This window comes from Rhizobium sp. R634 (genome assembly GCF_002211305.1).
Lineage (GTDB): Bacteria > Pseudomonadota > Alphaproteobacteria > Rhizobiales > Rhizobiaceae > Rhizobium.
This window is the reverse complement of the sequence record NZ_LOKW01000026.1, coordinates 347,593-368,977: the sequence shown is the minus strand read 5'-3', so window position 1 is coordinate 368,977 and position 21,385 is coordinate 347,593. Positions and strand designations below refer to the sequence as shown.

The window sequence follows — 21,385 nt, the reverse complement described above, 5'->3', positions numbered from 1 at the left end:
TGGCGGCGCATGGATGCGCGCGAAATGAAGATCAAGGCCGCCGAGGCCGCACTTGCCCATGTCGAAAGCGGGATGCGCCTTGGGATCGGCACCGGCAGCACGGCCGAAGAATTCGTCCGGCTGCTGGCGGAGAAGGTCGCCCGCGGCTTCAAGGTCGAGGGTGTCCCGACGTCCGAAAGAACCGCGCGGCTCTGCGTCGAACTGGGCGTGCCGCTGAAGTCGCTCGACGAGCTGCCGGCGCTTGATCTGACGATCGACGGCGCCGATGAGGTCGACGCAGCGCTGAGACTCATCAAGGGCGGCGGCGGCGCGCTGCTGCGTGAAAAGATCGTTGCCGCCGCTTCGCAGCGGATGATCGTCATCGCCGACGAGAGCAAGCTGGTCGACACGCTCGGCGCCTACGCGCTGCCGATCGAGGTCAATCCGTTCGGCCTCGTCTCGACCCGGATGGCGATCGAAAAGGTTGCGGCGCGGCTTGGCCTTTCCGGTGAGCTCAGCCTGCGCCAGTCGGGTGACGGAGAGTTTACCACGGATGGCGGCCATCACATCATCGATGCATCTTTTGGCCGCATTCCTGATGCAGAGGCGCTTTCGAGCGAGCTGAATTCCATACCCGGCGTCGTCGAACACGGGCTCTTTATCAATATGGCGGCACTTGCGATCATTGCCGGTCCTGCGGGTGCGCGCACGCTGCAGGCGAACAGATAACAGGAGCATACACTCATGATGAACATTGCAGGTCTTGGCCGTTTCGCCGCTGCGACCATCGTTCTTTCCGGGCTTGCCTTCGGCTCCGCCGTCAAGGCGCAGGAAGCCTCCGATGAGCAGCTGAAGGCTGCGCGCGCGGCGATCGACGCCATCGGCGCCACGGCCCAGTTCGACAACATCCTGCCGGGCCTTGCCGAGCGTCTGAAGGCCGGCCTCATCCAGGATTCGCCGAACTACCAGGACATCATCTCTTCGACGGTCGATGCGCAGGCGCTGGCACTGGCGCCGCGCCGCGGCGATCTCGAAAAGGAAGCCGCACTCACCTATGCCAAGGCTTTCACGGTCGACGAGCTGAAGGCGATCGCCGCCTTCTACACCTCCGACGTCGGCAAGAAGCTGCTGCGCGACGGCCCGGTCGCTTCGCGCGAAACCGCGAAGGCCGCCGACATCTGGGCGCAGGGCATTTCCCGCGATCTGGAAAAGCAGAGCAACGCCGAACTGTCCAAGGTCATCAAGGCGCCGCCGCCGGCAACCGACAGCCCGGTTGCCCCGGCACCGGCCGCCCAGCAGTAAGGCCTGCCTGTCAGAATTTGCGAAAGCCCGGCATTGTCCGGGCTTTTTTGTTATGATGGATGCCGCGATGACCGACGAGGCAACATGTCCGATCAATACGAGGCTGTACGAGCGCGGATATCTGGCAAGGTCCAAGGCGTGGGATTTCGCATGTGGACGCGCGACGAAGCGTTGCGGCTCGGGGTCACAGGCTGGGTACGCAACGAAGCGGACGGATCGGTCGCCGCTTTGATCGCCGGACCGGATGGCGCGATTTCGGCGATGATCGAGCGTTTGAAGCGCGGCCCTGCGGGCGCATCGGTTTCAGGCGTCGAGACAGAAACGATCCGCCTCGAGAAGAGGCCGGCGGATTTCCGCATCACCGGCTGATAGCAGGTGCGGCCTGGCGCTCAGCCCCAATCCTTCGAACTCTTGGCCAATTGCCATACGCCCGTCTCGTCCGGCTCCACGCGCTTATTGCCGCGGTAGAAGATCGGCAGTCCGGTTTTCTTGTCCATGGCGAAGCGGCTCGGCGTGAATTTCTCGTTCTCGTGGCCCTGGATGGCGAGGTTGAGCGCTTCCTTGAATTTGCCGGCCTTGCACAGGTTGGCGAAGAGAGTTTGATCCATAATCTGCTCCGGCATGCTTTTCCGTTTCCCTGCATTGCCCTGCCAGCCGCAGCGGGCCTGGTCAACCCTGACGACGACCGTGGTCAACGCTGACGGAGCAAGATTCGGCGATGGAGAACGGGAAGACGCAGGAGCGGGGCTTTTGTTTTGATGAGGATCGCCCCTATATCAGGGACGTCCTTCCTGCGATTCCTTCCGGAGCTTCTCATGTCTTCCTATGATTACGACCTCTTCGTCATCGGCGGCGGTTCCGGCGGCGTGCGCGGCGCTCGTGTCGCCGCTTCGCTCGGCAAGAAGGTGGCGATCGCCGAGGAGTACCGCTACGGCGGCACCTGCGTCATCCGCGGCTGTGTGCCGAAGAAGCTCTTCGTCTATGCCTCGCAGTTCCACGAGCACTTCGAGGATGCGGCGGGCTTCGGCTGGACGGTCGGCGAAAGCAGCTTCGACTGGAAGAAGTTGGTGGCGGCCAAGGATGCCGAGATCGCCCGGCTGGAAGGCCTCTACAAAAAAGGCCTCGTCGGCGCCAATGCCGAAATCCTGGAAACACGCGCTGAACTCGTCGATGCCCATACGGTGCGACTGATGAAAACCGGGCAGATGGTGACGGCGAAGACGATCATGATCGCGACCGGCGGCCGGCCGAACCCGCATGTCGCGCTTCCCGGTCACGAGCTTTGCATCTCCTCCAACGAGGCTTTTCATCTCGAGGAGCTGCCGAAATCGATCGTCATCGCCGGCGGCGGTTATATCGCCGTCGAATTCGCCAATATCTTCCACGGTCTCGGTGTAGACACGACGCTGATTTATCGCGGCGCCGAAATCCTGTCGCGCTTCGATGAGGATCTGAGGCGCGGGCTTCACGAGGCGATGGTCGCCAAGGGCATCCGCATTCTCTGCCATGACACGCTGCAGCAGGTTTCGAAAGGCGAGGACGGTCTCGTTCTCGAGACGTTGAACAGCGGAACGCTGCGAGCCGACGTGGTCATGCTGGCGCTCGGGCGCGATCCGAACACGGAGGGCCTCGGCCTCGAAGCGGCCGGCGTCGCCGTCGACGAGCGCGGCGCCATCATCGTCGACGATTATTCCCGCACCAATGTCGAAAACATCTATGCGCTCGGCGATGTCACCAACCGGGTACAGTTGACGCCGGTGGCGATTCACGAGGCGATGTGCTTCATCGAGACCGAATACAAGAACAATCCCACCCGGCCGGACTACGAGCTGATCCCGACCGCCGTCTTCTCGCAGCCAGAGATCGGCACCGTCGGCCTGTCGGAAGAAGAGGCGGGCAAGCGGTACGGCGAGCTCGAAGTGTACCGCGCCCAGTTCCGGCCGCTGAAGGCCACGCTTTCCGGCCGGCCCGAGCGGATGATCATGAAGCTGATCGTCGATGCGGCGAGCCGCAAGGTGGTGGGCGCCCATATTCTTGGCCATGATGCCGGCGAAATGGCGCAGCTGCTCGGCATCACGCTGAAGGCCGGCTGCACCAAGGACGATTTCGACCGGACGATGGCGCTGCATCCGACCGCGGCCGAAGAGCTCGTCACCATGTATGCGCCGAGCTACCGAATCCGCGACGGGCAGCGCGTTTGAGACTCCCGTGTGCGCTTAGCTGGTAATGCGCGGCGCACGGATGACCTTGAGGAAGAGTGCCTTCATCGCATCGGCGATACCTTCGGTCGGCGTCACCTCGAAATAGAGGCCTGGCGAGGCGCATTCCTGCATCTTCGTCGGGATCTGGCTCTGGAAGGGGCTGATCCAGGTATTGTACCAGCTGTTTTTCGGCAGAGGCAGGTAGGTCGTGTAAAGCACCGCAATCCTGATGCCCTTGTCCTTCAGCGGCTTGCAGAAGGAAGTGTCGATCGGCTCCTGGCACCGTTTGCCGGTGAGTTTCTTGGTGCAGCCCTTCGGCTTCTCGCTGTCGCCGACGCCGTCCGAGACGAAGAACAGGATCTTCTGCCGCGTCGTGGCGGTGCTGCCGTCGCCGGGGGTGGTGATGATGTCGTTCATCTGCGTCAGAGCGTTGTCGAAGCTTGTCTGCTGGTCGTTATTGTAGCCCTGATACGGAATGGTCATCAGGTCGACGGCGTCCGTATAGGTGCGTACCTGATCGAGATTGTCGGTCGGATCGGAGATGGTGGTGAGCTTGGCGTCTTCGGCCTTGGTACCGAACGTATAGACGCCCATTTGGAATTGATTGGTGGAAACCCGCGTCGCTTTTGCGGTCTGCGTCAGTTCCTTGGTTGCCTGGCGCACGACGTCGATGCGCATGCTGACGCCGAGCTTCTTGGCGAGATTGTAATAGTTGTTGCTGTTTTGCGTTTCATGGCAGGCGAAGGCGCAGCTATCACTGGTGTTCTTTTCCATCGTCGAGACGTCTTTTGCGGTGGCGCCGACGCCCATTGACGGGGTGTTGTCCAGCAGGATGTAGAAATCCATGAAGGAAGCGGTCTGATATTCGGCCGTCGCCGTGCCCGAGATGGTGATCGAATCCCGGCCGAGAACGCGCATGAAGGTGGTCGGCACGGTCGCCGTAAAGGAAACCTGCGAGTTCAGCTTGTTGGCGGCCTTGGTGACGTCGATGCCGAGATCGACTTGAATATCGGTGAGCTCGCCCGACATCTGAGACATGAAGATGTTGCGGGCATCGGTTTTGCCAAGCGAGATCGTGCCGTTGCCGCTCATCGTCATCGCGGCGGCGACCGCTCCGGATTTTTCGGCGATCGAACCGACGGCGGCGGCATCGGCGGCGGCATAAAGCTGAGTCCTCAGGCTCAATGCATGGGCGAAATCCACAGCCATGCCGGCGGCGCCAAGCAGCGGCAGCATCAGCAGCGCAGTCATGATGCCAAAATTGCCCGAGCGGTCCGATATGAAACCGGGCGGAAGGATCGCCATCACATGTCCCCAATGTTGAAACTCTTTCCGCTTCTACATGCAAAGTCTAAAATATGGGGAAAGCGACATGGTATATTCCGGTTTAACCCGTGAATGCGGACTGCAGAGGCGCGGCGATAAGCTTGCGGCGATTGGCCTTTGCAAGGCTGATCTAAAAGTCTATAAGCCGCCAAATATTAAGACAGGGCATCCCGGCGATGGATGTGAGTGAGGTGAGTGTGATGGCAGAGAATTGGACCCCGAGCAGCTGGCGGCAGAAACCGATCCTTCAGGTTCCCGAATATCCTGATGCGGCTGCTTTGGCGGCAACGGAAGCCCAGCTCGCCAGCTATCCGCCGCTCGTCTTCGCAGGCGAGGCGCGCCGCCTGAAGAAGCATCTTGCCAATGTCGCAGAAGGCAATGGCTTCCTGCTTCAGGGCGGCGACTGCGCCGAAAGCTTCGCCGAACACGGCGCCGACAATATCCGCGACTTCTTCCGCGCCTTCCTGCAGATGGCCGTCGTACTGACCTTCGGCGCGCAGCTGCCGGTCGTCAAGGTCGGCCGCATCGCCGGCCAGTTCGCCAAGCCGCGTTCGTCCAACGTCGAGAAGCAGGGCGACGTGACGCTGCCGGCCTATCGCGGCGACATCATCAACGGCATCGAGTTTACCGAGGAGTCGCGCATTCCGAACCCGGAACGCCAGGCCATGGCCTACCGCCAGTCGGCAGCGACGCTGAACCTGCTGCGTGCCTTCGCGATGGGCGGTTACGCCAATCTCGAAAACGTGCATCAGTGGATGCTGGGCTTCGTCAAGGACAGCCCGCAGGGCGAGCGCTACCGCAAGCTTGCCGACCGCATCAGCGAAACCATGGATTTCATGAAGGCGATCGGCATCACTTCGGAAAACCAGCCGGCGCTGCGCGAGACCGATTTCTTCACCAGCCATGAGGCGCTGCTGCTCGGCTATGAGGAGGCGCTGACTCGCGTCGATTCCACCTCGGGCGACTGGTACGCCACATCGGGCCACATGATCTGGATCGGCGACCGCACGCGCCAGGCCGACCATGCGCATATCGAATATTGCCGCGGCATCAAGAACCCGATCGGCCTGAAATGCGGCCCGTCGCTGCAGGCCGACGATCTGCTGCAGCTGATCGATATTCTGAATCCGGCCAATGAAGCCGGCCGCCTGACGCTCATCTGCCGCTTCGGCCATGAGAAGGTCGCCGAAAACCTGCCGCGCCTCATCCGCGCGGTCGAGCGCGAAGGCCGCAAGGTCGTCTGGTCCTGCGATCCGATGCACGGCAACACGATCACGCTCAACAACTACAAGACCCGTCCCTTCGAGCGGATCCTGTCGGAAGTCGAAAGCTTCTTCCAGATCCACCGCGCCGAGGGCACGCATCCCGGCGGCATCCATGTCGAGATGACCGGCAAGGACGTGACGGAATGCACTGGCGGCGCCCGCGCCGTCACCGCCGACGATCTGCAGGACCGCTACCACACCCATTGCGATCCGCGCCTCAATTCCGACCAGGCGCTCGAGCTCGCCTTCCTGCTCGCCGAGCGCATGAAGGGCGGCCGCGACGAGAAGCGCATGGTCGTCAACGGCTGAGACCAGGCTGAAACGAATAACGGAAAAACCCGGCGTGATGCCGGGTTTTTTATTGCCTTCAGATGCTCGCCTGGACACTGTGCAAGCTGGCGTAAACGCCGCCTTGCGTCATCAGATCGTCATGCGTGCCCTGTTCGACGATGCCGTCGCCCGTCAGGACCAGGATGCGGTCGGCATGATGGACGGTCGACAGGCGATGGGCGATGACCAGGGTGGTCCGGCCGTTCGCGAGACTGAGCAGCGCCTGCTGCACCGCCCGTTCGCTCTCATTGTCGAGCGCGCTGGTCGCCTCGTCGAAGATCAGGATCTCCGGATCCTTGAGGAAGGCGCGGGCGATGGTGATGCGCTGGCGCTGGCCGCCGGAAAGCTTGACGCCGCGCTGGCCGATATCGGTGTCATAGCCATTGGGCAGGGCCATGATGAAATCGTGCGCATTGGCGGCGCGAGCGGCCGCTTCGAGATCGGCATCGCTGGCGTCCGGCCTGCCATAGCGCAGGTTTTCCGCAACCGTGCCGGCGAAGAGATAGACGTCCTGCTGCACCACGCCGACATGGCGCCGAAGCGAGGCGAGCGTCACGTCTCTTACATCGGTGCCGTCGATGCGGATTGCCCCGGCCTCGACATCGTAGAAACGCGGAATGAGGGCGCAGAGCGTGCTTTTGCCGACGCCGGAAGGACCGACTAAGGCGACGAACTCTCCAGGCGCGATGGTCAGCGACAGCCGCTCCAGCACCCTGGGGCCATCGGCCTCATAGCCGAAGGCGACGTCGGAAAAGCTGATCTCGCCCTTGGGCGCCGGCATCTTATGGGCACCCGGCCGATCGGTGATATCGGGCGCGATCTCCAGGATTTCCATGGCCCTGACGAAGCCGGTATAGCCCTCCTGCCAGAGCCGCACGAAGTTGGCGAGCCGCTGCACCGGATCGACCAGCACGGCGACGCAGAGCAGGAAGGTCAGCATGTCGGGGACGGTGAGATCCGCCGAAAGGATTCGCAAGCCCCCGACGATGATCACCAATATGGTGACCAGCTGGGCGAAGGTTTCCGTGCCGACCGAAAACCAGGCCTCGCTGCGGTAGCCTTCGGCGCGGCTCTGCAGGAAGCGCTGGTTCTGTGCGTCGAAGCGCTGTCTTTCCAGCGCCTCGTTGGCGAAGGACTGGACGACACGGATGCCTGCCAGGGCATCCTCCACCCGCTCGTTGACGGCGGCGATCTGCTGCTTGCTGGCTTCAAGGGCGCGGTTCATGCGCCGGTTGAAATAGAGCGCGTAAGCCACCGCGACCGGCGTGAGCAGCAGGATGAGGGTCGCCAAAGGAGGATCGATGAAGAACAGCACCAGCATGGCGCCGCCATATTTCAGCACGGCGATGGAAAGATCCTCGGGGCCGTGGTGGAAGAGTTCGCCGAGCCAGAGAGAGTCATTGGTGATGCGGCTCATCAGCTGCCCGGTGCGCTGGCGGTCGTAGAAACTGAAGGAAAGTTTCTGGCAATGCTCGAAGAGCTCCTGCCGCACCGTTGCCTCGATACGGGCGCCCATGACGTGACCGCGATAATCGACGAAGAAGATCGCGGCGATCTGGACCGCCAGAACGGCCAGCATGACGCCGCCCATCGCCAGGATCTGGGCAAAGACCTGCGGCGCGTCGGGCAGCGTCAGAAGACGGCTGGTGACGATATTGGCGCAGAGCGGCAGTGCCACCGCCGTGCCGGCAACGAGGATGGCGCAAAGCAGATCCGCCAGCAGCAAAGGCAGATGCGGGCGGTAGTAAGAGAGGAACTTGCGCATGCGCGACCAGCGCCGCTCGCGGTCGGCGGCATTCCAATAGTCGCGGAAGAAGTTCAGGAAGAGGTTATGACGTCGCGAGCTTTTCCTCGCGCGGGAGAACGGAGTGTGCATGAAGCAGAATGTCCTTGTGGGCGATGTTTCCTTTCTTTTTGGACAGGGTCGCTCTCATGTCAGTCTCCCAAGCTTGAATGAATTGAGCCGGCAGTATCACCGAGAACCGGCATCAATTCAACGCGGGACGGGAGGAGATAGGCGAGTGTTGTCTATGAGCAACAGCGGGAGGTTGTCCCGCGAAGCGGGCGGGCTTCAAGATTTCTGATCTTTCGTTGAACGGAATGGATTTGACGCATGGTCCGAACGGCGGCAACCTTCTGAAAAAATGGAGGAGTGGTCATGACCGAACGGCATACAGGCGGCTGCCTTTGCGGCGCCGTGCGATATTCGATTGCGGGCAAGCCCGGCCCCGTCGTCGGCTGCCACTGCTCGCAATGCCGCAGGCAGACGGGGTTTTATTACGCGGCGGTCAACGTGCCGCGCACGGCTCTTTCGGTCGAAAACACCGAGGCGGTCCGCTGGTATCGGTCGAGCGGCGAGGCCCAGCGCGGCTTCTGTTCGAATTGCGGTTCTGCGCTGTTCTGGCAGGGCGACGGAGCGGTGGAGGTTTCGGTTCTGGCCGGAAGTTTCGACGAACCAAGCGGCCTTGCCTTCAGTCACCACATCTACTGCGCCGACAAGGGCGATTTCTACGAGATATCAGACGGGCTGCCGCAATATGACAGGTATCCCGTTTAGCTCTTCGCAGAGAGTGCGGCGGTGAGGCGAGCGACATCTTCGCGCAGCGCCGTCAGCTCGGTCAGCACGCTCATGTCGATCTTCTGGTGCAGGGAGAGCACTTCGAGTTCGGCCTTCAGGTTCACTTCATAATCCTTTGCGGCCTCGAAGCGGTCGCGCTCGGCTTGGCGGTTCTGCGACATCATGATGATCGGCGCCTGGATGGCTGCGAGCATCGACAGGATCAGATTGAGGAAGACGAAGGGGTAGGGGTCGAAGGCGCCGCTTGCGAGGATAATGGTGTTGATCAGGGTCCAGACGACGAGGAAAGCCAGGAAAGCGAGGATGAAGGACCACGAACCGCCGATGCGGGCGATGCCATCGGCAACGCGCGCGCCGAACGAGGCCTCAGCAGAAAAGGCGGCGTTGACGTCAGTCGAGATGATCTTGCGCTCGTGCGCTTTCGCGAGCACCCGCTTTTCGATGGCGCCGAGTTCATCGGCCGGCTTGTCGAAATGATGGTGCACGAAGTTCGAAAGATTATACATGGCCTTGTTTCCGGTGCTGTCGCTTTCGGCGCAGTATTCCGCTCCGGCGGCAAATTGCAATGCGGCGTATCGGTGCCCCGGTAACACGGAGATCGCGACGATGACCAGCTGAAGAACTAAACCTTCAAGCGCCTTGTGAATGTCAGATCTATTTTCACTCGTGTTATTCTATGCTAGGTTGAGTGCCGGGTGGCTGGGGAGACACGACAATGGATGTGATGGGGACGGAAAACGCCGCTTTATCCAGTGAGCAGAGATGGCTTAAGCAAGAGCATAAGATGTTTTCTCGGATCGAGAATGACCTGCGTTACTATAACGGTGAAATAAAGCTGTGCAGAGTTGCTCAAACCAATTTGTCTATCGCGGTTATGATATTCGGCGTGCTTACGCCCGTCGTCATCGCTGAGGCCGGCAAAACAGATAGCTTGTTTGGCTCGTCTGCGTTGCTGACGACGGTTGCAACCGGCATGGCCGCGCTTGCGGCAATCCTTGAAGGAATACGCCGCATAGGCCGGTTTGACCGGCGATGGATCGCCAACTATTCGGCGGCAACCAAAATCAGGCGACTACGCGACCAATACAGATTGAGACAGATAGGAAAGCCTGTCGGTTCCGACGACTGGAAGGAAAATATCGTCCACTATCAACAGTTGATCAACGACGTTCTCGACAAGGAGACGGCGATATTTTTCAAAGACCTGGACAAACCCGAAGATGAACCTTCACCAGAGAAGGATCAGACCGGCAAGGGGACAAAGCCAAAGAATTAGCCAGTGCAACGGGACAATTCCGCGAGTGGCTCAGGCGACCTTCGCCATCATCATCCAAGACCCTGGGATCGACCTCCTTGCGCGAAATCGCTCATCTCTCTTGCCCAGCGAGCTGAAGTAATCCGGTCACAAAAATTTCGTCACTGCCAGGCGCTGCTTTCATTGCGAACAGGTTGCCGTTGCGGAAGCTGCAGGCTAAATAAATGACATGACACAGGAAAACGCTCTCTCCGATATCTTCCGCATCGCGGTCGGTCAGCTCAATCCCACAGTCGGCGATGTCGCCGGCAATCTTGCCAAAGCCCGCGAGGCGCGCGCCGATGCGGCGCGGGAAGGCGCCGATCTGCTTGTCCTGACCGAGCTTTTCATCTCCGGCTATCCGCCGGAGGATCTGGTGCTGAAGCCTGCGTTCATCCGCACCTGCTGGAAGGCGGTGGAAAGCCTGGCGGCCGATACCGCCGATGGCGGGCCGGGCGTTCTCATCGGCTTTCCCCGGCAGGATGAGACCGGACGCTACAATTCCGTCGCCGTGCTCGACGGCGGCAAGGTGATCGCCGTGCGCGACAAGGTGGACCTGCCGAATTACGGCGAGTTCGACGAGAAGCGCGTCTTCATCCAGGGCGCCATGCCCGGGCCCGTGAATTTCCGCGGTGTCAGGCTCGGCATTCCGATCTGCGAAGATATCTGGGGCGAACTCGGCGTCTGCGAGACGCTGGCCGAAAGCGGTGCGGAAATCCTGCTGTCGCCCAACGGCTCGCCCTATTATCGCGGCAAGTTGGATATCCGCCATCAGGTGGTTCTGAAGCAGGTGATCGAGACCGGCCTGCCGCTGGTCTATGCCGCCCAGCTCGGCGGCCAGGACGAACTGGTCTTCGACGGCGCGAGCTTCGCCTTCAATGCCGATAAGTCGCTCGCCTTCCAGATGAGCCAGTTCGAAACCGCGCTGGCGGTGACGACATGGAAGCGCGGCGAAGCCGGCTGGCATTGCGCCGAAGGGCCGAGGGCGCATATTCCTGAGGGTGAGGAGGCCGATTACCGCGCCTGCCTGCTGGGCTTCCGCGATTACGTCAACAAGAACGGCTTCAAGACTGTGGTGCTCGGCCTTTCCGGCGGCATCGACTCGGCGATCTGCGCGGCCATCGCCGTCGACGCGTTGGGCGAGGAGCGGGTGCGCACCGTGATGCTGCCCTACCGCTATACTTCGGAGGATTCGCTGAAGGATGCGGCCGATTGCGCCAAGGCGCTCGGCTGCCGCTACGACATCGTGCCGATCGAAGAGCCGGTGACCGGCTTCAGCAGCGCGCTTGCCGATCTCTTCGAGGGGACAGACAGCGGCATCACCGAGGAAAACCTGCAGAGCCGCGCGCGCGGCGTCATCCTGATGGCGATCTCCAACAAGTTCGGCGCGATGGTCGTGACGACGGGCAACAAATCGGAAATGTCGGTCGGCTATGCCACGCTTTATGGCGACATGAACGGCGGCTTCAATCCGATCAAGGACCTCTACAAGATGCAGGTCTATGCGCTGGCCCGCTGGCGCAACGAAAACGTGCCGCCGAGCGCGCTTGGGCCGTCAGGCGAGGTGATCCCGCAGAATATCATCGACAAGGCGCCATCCGCCGAGCTGCGTCCCGACCAGAAGGACCAGGATTCGCTGCCGCCTTACCCCGTCCTCGACGATATTCTCGAATGCCTGGTGGAGAAGGAGATGGCGGTCGAAGAGATCGTCGCGCGCGGCCATGACGTGGCGACCGTCCATCGCGTCGAACATCTTCTCTATCTCGCCGAATACAAGCGCCGGCAGTCGGCGCCGGGCGTGAAGATCACCAAGAAGAATTTCGGGCGAGACCGGCGCTATCCCATCACCAACCGGTTCCGTGATCGCTAACGCAATAGAGATCGCTAACGCAATCGAAATCGCTGACGCAATCGATATGAGGGAGGAGCAGACATGCGCAGCTCGGTCGAGATCTACAATGTCAGGACGGGCAGGGCGCGCGAGGTCTGGCAGACCGACAAGCTGGTGGAGGCGCCGAATTTTGCTCCCGACGGCTCCTATCTGCTGCTGAACGATGATGGGCTCCTCTTCCGGATTCCGCTTGATGGCGGCGAGGTTGTTCAGGTCGATACCGGCTTTGCGGTCAACTGCAATAATGATCACGGCATCTCTCCCGACGGCACTGAGATCGTCATCTCCGACAAGACCGAATTCGGCAAATCGTCGATCTATATCCTGCCGATCGAAGGCGGCACGCCGCGGCTCGTCACCGAAAACCAGCCGTCCTACTGGCATGGCTGGTCGCCGGATGGGCGCCGGCTCGCCTATTGCGGTATTCGCGACGACCTCTTCGACATCTATACGATCTCCGTCGACGGCGGCGCCGAGACGCGGCTGACGCATGGCGAAGGTCGCAATGACGGGCCGGATTATTCCGCCGACGGGCAATGGATCTATTTCAATTCCAGCCGCACCGGGCTGATGCAGATCTGGCGCATCCATCCAGACGGCAGCGGGCTCGAACAGGTGACCTCGGACAATCAGGGCAATTGGTTCGCTCATCCATCGCCCAAGAACGACAAGGTGCTGATCCTGTCCTACGATCCCAGCGTTTTCGACCATCCACGCGATCTCGACGTGCGGCTGCGGCTGATGGATATGGATGGCGGCAATCTGAAGACGCTGTTCGAGTTATTCGGCGGGCAGGGCACGATCAACGTGCCCTGCTGGTCACCGGACGGTGACGAGTTTGCTTATGTCAGGTATTTTCCGGTGAACTCTTGAGAGCGGCGCACTGCCATTTGATGATGGGGCGGTGGGGTGACGGCTTTGCGGCTTCACTGTAGACGTTGCGCCTCGAGCAAGATCGGGAAAGCCATAATCAAAACTGCAGCGAAAAATGGAATGAAAGCAATTATAGCCACACTCGTCGTTTCGTGCCCAATCGCATGGGCGAGTTCGGCCGCTGCAGAAACGGTCAAAATATTGGTCGCGGGCGGAGAGGTCGCGCCGTCCAACATGGGCGACCGAATTTGGTTAACTCTTACGCTGGCCAGCTCTAACGATTTGTCTAAATTCATGCGGCGCCAGGTCGGTAAGGACATAGATGTCCTAATCAACAAAAATGTTGTCTCATCGCCGCATATCGTGGACCCGCTTCTATTTTTCGGAAAACCGCTCCAGATTCCAATACCTGCAGATGCCACGCGTACTGAAAGCAGGGAAACAATCCACAAGCTAGTTTCCGGAACGTCGATCCTTGAACTCAGATCCCGTGACGGTCAATAGGCGAAGGCGGCACCGCGGAGACTCATTCTCTCACGCAGTTAGTCCAGCGGGCCAGACTCTCTATAGACCTGGATCAGTGGGCCGCTTTTGGGATTGCTATCTCATCAGATGACTATGGGGCGGTGGGGCTACAGATCGCTACTGGCGACTACTGATGAGAGGCGCTGGGATGGACCCGCCTTAGTTTAGCGTTTCGATTGCAATCGAACGCGTTTTAGTACGGCCTCCACGCAGAGACATGTCAACGCACAGCCGTTGCAAACGGCGATCATGATGATGAGATAAAAAAGCAACGGTTGTTCTGCGGCTTTGATGATGGAAGTCTTAGTGTGCAGTTCCCCCTCATATAGCCATAGCAGCGGGATGCTTAGCGGCACGGGACAAAACAGCAGCAATCCGGTGATCGCTAACCGGGTCCAAAGCTTTTCGATCATACCTTTGCATTTGCCCTGCAGAGCTGCTCGCCTTGACACAAGTTTCTCCTGCCGCACGACCCGGGCGCTAAACTGCTTGCCAGCCAGTATAGAGCGCACAGTTTTACACATCAATTTATGATGGGGCGGTCAGGCATCATCATAAAGCCTCACGCAACCCTTCTGAAATAGGCATTGGCCATAGGATGGGGAAATCGATGCCGAATATGCCCGCAATTTCAGCTGTCGACTCCGTATGCAGATTGGGGCGGTTGGGGACAGGTTGTTCTCTATAGGGCTTCGCCATCTGATATTGTAGTGAGCCCAGATAGGTCCCGCCAATGAGGTTAAAGGAAGTCGATCGTGCGCGCCTTATTGTTCGGGACATTAGCCATCATAACCTGCTGTCCTATTTTACTCTTTGCCGCGTTTCCGGTGGAGTACCTACGGTTGTTAGGAAAATACCAAGAGTCTCAAGATCTAAATCAGATGGCGGTTCCCATCGCCAAATTCTATATTCAGAACGATATGAGATATGCTTGCGGTAACGAGACGTACTTCAGGAATTATAATGCCATGAGCTTTTTTGATGACCTGCCGCTTCGCCGGAAGAGGAGCTTATGCTCCAGTCACAGGACAAGATTGCGCTCTTGTTTTTAAGTGACGTCGTTTATGACGAGAATGAATATCTCGACTCTATCCGAACCGTGACCGCTTATAATATGGTCATCGCCTCCAAGTGCCTGCACAGGCGCACGTCGTGAAAAGCCCTCACCGGCGATCGAGCCAACATTAATGACGGGGTGGTGGGTGGCGAGATTGTACTTTAACAATCACCGTCTCAAGTTTTTACCGAGCAGGGAAGCTTAATTTCAATGACACCTGAAGAAAGAGCGATCCTTAAGGCTCTGGCCTCCATGTGTGTCCAGTATATGGATGATGGTCGAAACGGGCTGGTTCACAAGTCCATGAGTGCCGGCGAAGGCGCGGTCGAAGTGCTGGCTTCCTATGGTCTGGTCAAACCGGAACCATGGGGCGGCTTCTGGACCGATGAGGGCCTGCATCTTTTGGACGAAGATTGACCTGTGAATGCGCGGCGGATATCTGCCCGCCGCGCTTGATAGTGCCGTTCAGGCTGCGAAGGCCGCGTTGCGTCGCTCGCGGGCGGCTTGTGCCAGGTCGTCGAGCACCGCGACCGACATATCCCAGTCGATGCAGCCGTCGGTGATGGACTGGCCGTAGACGAGCGGCTTGCCGGGAACGAGATCCTGGCGGCCGGCGACGAGGTTGCTTTCGATCATCATGCCCTTGATGTGGTGGTTGCCGGCCGCGATCTGTCCGGCGACGTCCTTGACGACGCGCGGCTGGTTCATCGGGTCCTTGCTGCTGTTGGCATGGCTGGCGTCGATGAGGATGCGCGGATCCACGCCGAGCTTGACGGCTTCGCTGACGACCGCCTGGACGTCGGCCGCCTCGTAATTCGGGCGCTTGCCGCCGCGCAGGATGATGTGGCAATCCTCGTTGCCTCGGGTCGAGGCGATTGCTGCCTGTCCGTCTTTGGTGACGGCGGGGAAGTGATGCGGCTGCGACGCGGCGAGGATTGCGTCGAGCGCGACGCGGGCGCCGCCATCCGTGCCGTTCTTGAAGCCGATCGGGCAGGAGAGGCCGGAGGCGAGCTGGCGATGGATCTGGCTTTCGGTCGTGCGTGCGCCGATCGCGCCCCAGCTCACGAGATCGGTAATGTATTGCGGCGTGATCGTCTCGAGGAATTCGACGCCGGCTGGCAGGCCCATGGCATTGATGTCGAGCAACAGGCGCCGGGCAATCCGAAGCCCTTCCTCGATGCGGTAGCTGCCATCGAGATGCGGATCGTTCATCAGGCCCTTCCAGCCGACCGTGGTGCGGGGCTTTTCGAAATAGACGCGCATGACGATTTCGAGATCGCCGGAGAAGCGCTGCCGCTGTTCCGCCAGCCGCTCGGCATATTCGCGGGCGGCAGCGGGATCATGGATGGAGCAGGGGCCGATGACGACGATCAGGCGGTCGTCGTCTCCCTCCAGAATCTTATGGATCGCATGGCGGTTGCTGGTCACCGTCTCGCTGACGGCAGCGGTTTGGGGGATTTCCGCGATGATATCGGCGGGTTTGGTCAATGGGGTGATTTCGAGGATACGCAGATCATCGATGGTATCGGACACGGTATGGCTCCTGTTTGGTCATACCGAGCGGAACAAAAAAGCCGCCAGGTAGACTAGCGGCTGTTCGGGTTGTCGTCGCGTTGACTTCAGTTACGCATAGACCCGCATCCGCTGGGAGCAGCGGTACGAATAAAATCGCGATGCGTAGACTGATGTGATCGACATGAGGCGTGTTTAGCGTGGCGGCCTCGCCTTGTCACGCAGAATCTACAGCCGGAAAATCGAGCCTCCGGATGCTCTTATAAAGAACGCCGCAATCGGTTTGCCGATGCGACGTTCTTTCAAGTCTTTGTTTCTGCATGCCTTTCTTAGGAACGACATGCAGCTTTGGCAAATCAGAGGGCGTCGACGTTCACGCCGATGGTGATGGCGCCGATCGGTGTGCCCTTGTCGTCGGAGATCGTCACGCTTGCCTGCGACTGCAGCGTCTGGGTCGATTCGTCCTTCTCGATTTCGTCGATGAAGACGGCGTCCTTGCCCGCGCCGAAGGATTTCTGGAACTTGGCTTCGTCGCCCTGCCAGTAATCGGATGTGACGTCGCTCTGGCCGACATTCAGGCCCTTTGCGTCCATGACGAAGATCTCGGTGATCTTGCCGCTGGAAGCAGCCTTCTTGTCCTGGAGGAATTTGGACAGCGCATTGCCCAGCACGCCGTCGATCATCGAATGATCGGAGCCATCGACCTCGGCGCGCCACTTCTTGTCCAAGGCGTCGATATCGGCCGCGCTCAGATTGGCGTTGGTGGCGTCCTGCGCCTTGAGGGCATCGACGATGGCGGGGTCGCTGAGCCAGGGCGTGACGTCGCTCTTCACGTAGTCGGCGATCGGGGCGAGCTGAGCGGCATCCTGCGCCATGGAGACACCCATGGGCACGGCAGATGCGCTGCAGGCCAGAAGCAATGCGGTTACAACTCTTTTCATTGTGTTCCCTTCCTGATGATCGGTTGTTGAGGAATAAGTTATCGAAGGCATATGGCGTCAGAACTCTTCCCAGGCGCCGGGAGCGGCGGCAACGGCGGCATTTCCTGCGTGTCGCTGCGTAACGACCCGCTGCTCGGTGCGAGACTGGCGAACGGGTTGAGCGGGTTTGGGCTGGCTGGCGACAGAGCCGCCGACGGTGAACCTGCCGGCCGAATCCTGCAGGAGACGGCCCTGCGTCAGCAGTTCCTGGCAGGCTGCGTTCGTTTCTTCGACCATTGCCGCATTCTGCTGCGTCGCCTGATCCATCTGGTTGATCGCGCCGTTGATTTCCTGCAGGCCGGTCGCCTGCTCGCGATAAGACTGGACGATGGAGGCGATGCTGTCGCTGATGCGGTTGATCTGCTCCTCGATCTTCAGGAGGGCATCGCCCGTCTGGTTGACGAGCCCGACACCGGCGGCGACCTCCTGGCCCGATACGCTGATCAGGTTCTTGATTTCCTTCGCTGCATTGGCGGAACGCTGGGCGAGTTCACGCACCTCCTGCGCGACGACCGCAAAGCCCTTGCCGGCCTCGCCGGCACGGGCCGCCTCGACGCCGGCGTTCAGCGCCAGCAGGTTCGTCTGGAAGGCGATTTCATCGATGACGCCGATGATGCGGCCGATCTGGCTCGAGGACGTCTGGATGCGGTCCATGGCGCCGATCGCATCCCGCACCACCGTTGCCGAGACATGAGCGCTGCGCTTGGTCTCCTCGACCTGCTGCCCGGCATTTTCAGCCCGCTGCGACGACGTCCTGACCGTCGAGGTGACCTCGTCGAGCGCGGCTGCAGTCTCTTCCAGTGCCGCGGCCTGCTGTTCCGTGCGCCTGGCGAGCTGATCGGCAGAGGAGGCAAGCTCGCTGGAGCCGCCTTCGACGGCGACCGATGCCGTCTTGATCTCCGTCAGAGCGGCGGCGACCGCTTCGACCATGCGGTTGAAATCCTGCCGCAACTTATCGAATTCGGGACCGAGATCGGCGAGCTTGATCGAGAAGTCGCCTGCGGCAAGCCTTTCCAATGCGTTGGCGAGCGTGCTCATGACCATTCGTTGGGTATTGCTCGCTTCTTCCGTCAAGGATGCGTTGCGCGCCCTTTCGGCATCGAGCGAGGCGCTCTGCTCGGCAACCGCCCGTTCTCTTTCGACCTTGGCAATCGCTTCCTCACGGAAAACTTCCAATGCCCGCGCCAGGAAGCCGATTTCGTCGCCATTTTCCCTGTAGGTGACGGGAGAAGCGAGGTCGCCCTTCTGCAGGGCGCTGATTCTTGCGCTGAGGATCCGAAGCGGGCGGCCGACGAGGCTGCGCATGGCGAGAAGGAACGCCGCGACGGCGAGCGCGGTGATCACCGATTGGGTGATCAGCGAAACGAGGACCTTCTGCTGGACTTCGGAGGCGATCTTCTCGACGGACCAGTTCGTAACGACGTAGCCGGTGCTCTTGCCGGATTTGTCCAGCGGCAGCGGCGCGATGATCGTCACCACGCCGGACGACACGCCAGTGTCGTCGATCACCGTTTTATCAGGCTTGGCGCCGAGGCTTTTCTTCAAATCGTCGACGGCAGGTAAGCCGGTGCTTCCCTCGCGCATCCAGCTATCGACGGCGGCAAGATCCGCGTTGAATGCGGCGAACTGGACGAGGTCGAGCGAAGGGTCGTCACGGTAGAGCGAATAAGCGTCGCGGACGGCGTTCGCCTTGCCCCATTTGACGCCGCCTGCGGCGAGAGACGCGAACTGTTCCGCATCCTTGGCCCAGTTCGCCTTGGCGCCATCGACCAATGCCCGCGTTTCGTACATCCAGCTATAGGTGGCGAGGGCGGAGATGCCGCAGAGATTGACGCCGACGATGATGGCGGCCAGCTTTGCCGTCAGTGGCATCGTTTTCAGAAATTGGAACATGCCGCGGGGCCTCGAAATGCGGCTCAGTCGGATGTACTTCCCGACCGGCGTATCAATACGGCATCCACGCTGGCGGCCGCAGCATGAGCACTCATGCCCATGTCCTCCTTGCAGCCCAAAACGCGCAATCGCAGTGTGTATTTTTTTTGTAAAGAAAAGATAAAGTGAAATAGGGATCCGTGCTTGCGGCTGTATCACGGCCGGCACGCTCGGGAATTTGCCGAAGTAAGGACCATGAGACTTGTCGACTGGCCTCTCTTCGAGCCCGGCTTGCCCCAGTGTCGGTTTCCTGAAATAGATGCGCCGTCAGGTGCCTGCCGTCGAGGCGGGAGAATCGGGAATCCGGTGCAAGCCCGGAACGTGCCCAACGCTGTAAGGCCGACGCCTGCCGCTTCATCATGCCACTGGCTCTCGCCGGGAAGGCTGCGGCAGACGGATGACGCCAAGTCAGAAGACCGGCCTGGCGAGATAGACCCAACCCGCGCGGACGGCGGGCGGTTGCGTTGTTGGGGATTTGACGATGCGACCCTTTGACGAGGATGCCCTGTCGGTGGCATCCGGTTTTTCCATGGCCGAACGTGAGGCCGTCTATCACGCGATCATGACGCGGCGTGACGTGCGCAGCCAGTTTCTGCCCGATCCCTTGCCGGAGGATGTGGTGGAGCGGCTGCTGACGGCTGCCCATCACGCGCCCTCCGTCGGCTTCATGCAGCCGTGGAACTTCATTCTGGTCAGGAATGCCGCGGTGAGGGCGCGGGTGCGCGATGCCTTCATGAAGGCCAACGAAGAGGCGGCGCTGATGTTCGAGGGCGAGCGGCGCCAGGCATATCGCTCGCTGAAGCTCGAAGGCATCGTCGAGGCGCCGCTCGGCATCTGCGTGACCTGCGATCCGACGCGCAGCGGCAGCGTGGTGCTTGGCCGCACCCACAATCCGAGGATGGATTCCTATTCGACCGTTTGTGCCATCCAGAACCTCTGGCTTGCGGCGCGGGCGGAAGGCATCGGCATCGGCTGGGTCAGCATTTTTCGCGAAGACGATCTGAAAGCCATTCTCGGGATACCGAGTCATATCGAAGTGGTCGCCTGGCTCTGCGCCGGATTCGTCGACCGGCTTTACGACGAGCCGGAACTCGCGGTCAAAGGCTGGCGGCAACGGCTGCCGCTCGAAGAGCTTGTCTTCCATGATGGCTGGGGGCGGAACGAGGGCTGACCCGCCGCGATCACTGCTGTTGCGGCTGAGGGCCGGGCGCCGCAGGATTGGCGAGATCGATGGTTCCCTGGTCGCCGGCCAGGAATTGCGGGCCAACCTGACGAACCTTGTTCTGCGCGGGATCGTAGGGACGTTCGGGCACGGATGGCTGCGGCACGGGGGCCGTCGCGGTCTTCTCCGGCGGATTGGTGCGGATGGTGGTGATCGAGCCCTGCTGCGGCGGTTCGTTCACGGCCTGCTTGCCGCGCATCTCATTGTAATAGGCGGTGAGATTGCAGGCGCAGGCGTTTTTCTCGCCGGGCGCCCGGTTCTTGTAGGCGAAGGCGTTCTTCATGGCGCTGTAGGGCGTGCCCGTCGCCACCGAGATCATGTTCGAGGCTTCCGTGCTCCTTACGTCGCGATAGAAGAGCTGGGTTTCGATGCCGGGGCACATCTTGGCGCAGGTCTGGGCGTCACGGCCGAAATCGACAGAAGTGGCGTTCGAACTGATCGGAAAGAAACCGCCGTCGCAGCTGCGCACGCAGATGGTGCTGACGGGCGAGAGCATCTCGGCCTGCGGCAGGCCGTAATGCGGATCATATCCGCTGCCGCCGAGCGGAATGAAGGTGTCGCCGCGCATCGCCTGTTCCTCGATGCTCGGGGCGGGATAGTTGGCGCTGCGTTCGGACGGCGCATAAAAATTCTCGCTGTTGCAGCCGTTGCGCTCCAGAGCGGCCATCAGTTCGCGGCGCGCGCCGTCATCGCCCTGGCTGCGCAGCTCGTCGCGGCGGTCCTGGAGATAGCGAATATTGTCGATCATCCGGGCTTCGGCCTGCGAGAGCTCGGCGCAATAATCAGCATTCTCACCGCCGATCACGACCATGCTGCCCGAGGTGCAATCATAGCTGCGCAAATCGTTGCGGACCTTGCGGAGCTCGAGGTTCTGCTCGGCAATCGCGCTGGCATATTGACGTGCTTCCGGACCGTTATTGTTGCCGATCGATCGCGGCAGGTCGGCGAGACGGCCGCGCAGGTCGTTGCAGATGGCGCTGGACTGCGCAGCGGCGGGCGATGCCAACGCAAGAAGAAGTACGAGAGACAGGTTTCGGCGTTTCACGGCGTCGTCCCGGAATGAGCAAACGGTCGATGGGTCGATGCGACGTCACTTCGCCGCGCGTGTTCTCTTAGCG

20 protein-coding genes and 1 riboswitch are annotated in these 21,385 nt (G+C 60.7%); of the genes, 11 read left to right on the top strand and 9 right to left on the bottom strand.

The features are described 5' to 3' along the window. Window positions 1-9 precede the first annotated feature (9 nt). The 3 genes from rpiA (at window position 10) to ATY77_RS27105 (ending at window position 1,650) form a co-directional block, all read left to right on the top strand. Window positions 10-708: a ribose-5-phosphate isomerase RpiA gene (gene rpiA, locus ATY77_RS27115; protein ID WP_088689596.1), complete on the top strand. Its 699-nt coding sequence runs from the start codon at window positions 10-12 to the stop codon at window positions 706-708. Between the two features lie 15 nt (window positions 709-723). Next, on the top strand, window positions 724-1,281 hold the full coding sequence (locus tag ATY77_RS27110; protein WP_088676148.1) for a DUF2059 domain-containing protein: 558 nt from the start codon (window positions 724-726) through the stop codon (window positions 1,279-1,281). Window positions 1,282-1,365: 84 nt separating this feature from the next. After that, window positions 1,366-1,650 (top strand): acylphosphatase, encoded by a 285-nt coding sequence (locus ATY77_RS27105; protein WP_088689595.1) that lies wholly within the window; start codon window positions 1,366-1,368, stop codon window positions 1,648-1,650. 20 nt (window positions 1,651-1,670) lie between these two features. Here the strand turns inward: ATY77_RS27105 and ATY77_RS27100 are convergent, their stop codons facing one another. Next, window positions 1,671-1,889 (bottom strand): hypothetical protein, encoded by a 219-nt coding sequence (locus tag ATY77_RS27100; protein WP_088676169.1) that lies wholly within the window; start codon window positions 1,887-1,889, stop codon window positions 1,671-1,673. A gap of 207 nt (window positions 1,890-2,096) precedes the next feature. On the opposite strand from ATY77_RS27100, the gene gor reads away from it, so the two are divergent. After that, window positions 2,097-3,482 carry a glutathione-disulfide reductase gene (gene gor, locus ATY77_RS27095; RefSeq protein ID WP_088689594.1) on the top strand — a complete coding sequence of 462 codons (1,386 nt, stop codon included), beginning with the start codon at window positions 2,097-2,099 and terminating at the stop codon, window positions 3,480-3,482. Between the two features lie 15 nt (window positions 3,483-3,497). Here the strand turns inward: gor and ATY77_RS27090 are convergent, their stop codons facing one another. After that, window positions 3,498-4,787 carry a vWA domain-containing protein gene (locus ATY77_RS27090; protein WP_088689593.1) on the bottom strand — a complete coding sequence of 430 codons (1,290 nt, stop codon included), beginning with the start codon at window positions 4,785-4,787 and terminating at the stop codon, window positions 3,498-3,500. A gap of 221 nt (window positions 4,788-5,008) precedes the next feature. On the opposite strand from ATY77_RS27090, the gene ATY77_RS27080 reads away from it, so the two are divergent. Continuing rightward, window positions 5,009-6,382: a 3-deoxy-7-phosphoheptulonate synthase class II gene (locus ATY77_RS27080; RefSeq protein WP_088689592.1), complete on the top strand. Its 1,374-nt coding sequence runs from the start codon at window positions 5,009-5,011 to the stop codon at window positions 6,380-6,382. A 58-nt stretch (window positions 6,383-6,440) separates the two neighbouring features. Here the strand turns inward: ATY77_RS27080 and ATY77_RS27075 are convergent, their stop codons facing one another. After that, a complete protein-coding gene (locus ATY77_RS27075) occupies window positions 6,441-8,279 on the bottom strand; it encodes an ABC transporter ATP-binding protein (RefSeq protein WP_088689591.1) in 1,839 nt (612 codons plus the stop codon). A gap of 282 nt (window positions 8,280-8,561) precedes the next feature. Between ATY77_RS27075 and ATY77_RS27070 the strand changes: the two genes are divergently transcribed. Next, on the top strand, window positions 8,562-8,960 hold the full coding sequence (locus ATY77_RS27070; protein WP_088689590.1) for a GFA family protein: 399 nt from the start codon (window positions 8,562-8,564) through the stop codon (window positions 8,958-8,960). On the opposite strand, the gene ATY77_RS27065 is transcribed toward ATY77_RS27070, so the two are convergent. Further along, a complete protein-coding gene (locus ATY77_RS27065) occupies window positions 8,957-9,487 on the bottom strand; it encodes a DUF1003 domain-containing protein (protein WP_088689674.1) in 531 nt (176 codons plus the stop codon). The two genes, ATY77_RS27070 and ATY77_RS27065, sit on opposite strands and share 4 nt — an antisense overlap. 209 nt (window positions 9,488-9,696) lie before the next feature. Between ATY77_RS27065 and ATY77_RS27060 the strand changes: the two genes are divergently transcribed. The 3 genes from ATY77_RS27060 (at window position 9,697) to ATY77_RS27050 (ending at window position 13,039) form a co-directional block, all read left to right on the top strand. Continuing rightward, window positions 9,697-10,257 (top strand): DUF4231 domain-containing protein, encoded by a 561-nt coding sequence (locus ATY77_RS27060; protein WP_088689589.1) that lies wholly within the window; start codon window positions 9,697-9,699, stop codon window positions 10,255-10,257. 208 nt (window positions 10,258-10,465) lie between these two features. Beyond that, window positions 10,466-12,145 carry an NAD+ synthase gene (locus ATY77_RS27055; protein ID WP_088689588.1) on the top strand — a complete coding sequence of 560 codons (1,680 nt, stop codon included), beginning with the start codon at window positions 10,466-10,468 and terminating at the stop codon, window positions 12,143-12,145. A gap of 63 nt (window positions 12,146-12,208) precedes the next feature. Beyond that, window positions 12,209-13,039: a TolB family protein gene (locus ATY77_RS27050; protein WP_088689587.1), complete on the top strand. Its 831-nt coding sequence runs from the start codon at window positions 12,209-12,211 to the stop codon at window positions 13,037-13,039. Window positions 13,040-13,092: 53 nt separating this feature from the next. Here the strand turns inward: ATY77_RS27050 and ATY77_RS32990 are convergent, their stop codons facing one another. After that, window positions 13,093-13,491: a hypothetical protein gene (locus tag ATY77_RS32990; protein WP_190237702.1), complete on the bottom strand. Its 399-nt coding sequence runs from the start codon at window positions 13,489-13,491 to the stop codon at window positions 13,093-13,095. A 1,340-nt stretch (window positions 13,492-14,831) separates the two neighbouring features. Between ATY77_RS32990 and ATY77_RS27030 the strand changes: the two genes are divergently transcribed. After that, window positions 14,832-15,038 (top strand): hypothetical protein, encoded by a 207-nt coding sequence (locus ATY77_RS27030; protein WP_088689584.1) that lies wholly within the window; start codon window positions 14,832-14,834, stop codon window positions 15,036-15,038. A gap of 48 nt (window positions 15,039-15,086) precedes the next feature. On the opposite strand, the gene ATY77_RS27025 is transcribed toward ATY77_RS27030, so the two are convergent. The 3 genes from ATY77_RS27025 to ATY77_RS27015 form a co-directional block, all read right to left on the bottom strand. Beyond that, on the bottom strand, window positions 15,087-16,154 hold the full coding sequence (locus ATY77_RS27025) for a 3-deoxy-7-phosphoheptulonate synthase (RefSeq protein WP_088689583.1): 1,068 nt from the start codon (window positions 16,152-16,154) through the stop codon (window positions 15,087-15,089). 335 nt (window positions 16,155-16,489) lie between these two features. Then, complete coding sequence (locus ATY77_RS27020) at window positions 16,490-17,074, bottom strand: hypothetical protein (RefSeq protein ID WP_088689582.1); 585 nt, start codon at window positions 17,072-17,074, stop codon at window positions 16,490-16,492. Between the two features lie 57 nt (window positions 17,075-17,131). Then, entirely contained in the window at window positions 17,132-19,006 is a 1,875-nt protein-coding gene (locus ATY77_RS27015) for a methyl-accepting chemotaxis protein (RefSeq protein WP_088689581.1), read from the bottom strand. A gap of 291 nt (window positions 19,007-19,297) precedes the next feature. After that, a riboswitch (cobalamin riboswitch) is annotated at window positions 19,298-19,485 on the top strand. Between the two features lie 41 nt (window positions 19,486-19,526). On the opposite strand from ATY77_RS27015, the gene bluB reads away from it, so the two are divergent. After that, complete coding sequence (gene bluB, locus ATY77_RS27010; RefSeq protein WP_088689580.1) at window positions 19,527-20,216, top strand: 5,6-dimethylbenzimidazole synthase; 690 nt, start codon at window positions 19,527-19,529, stop codon at window positions 20,214-20,216. Window positions 20,217-20,226: 10 nt separating this feature from the next. On the opposite strand, the gene ATY77_RS27005 is transcribed toward bluB, so the two are convergent. Further along, a complete protein-coding gene (locus ATY77_RS27005) occupies window positions 20,227-21,312 on the bottom strand; it encodes a DUF2865 domain-containing protein (protein ID WP_088689579.1) in 1,086 nt (361 codons plus the stop codon). Between the last annotated feature and the right edge of the window lie 73 nt (window positions 21,313-21,385).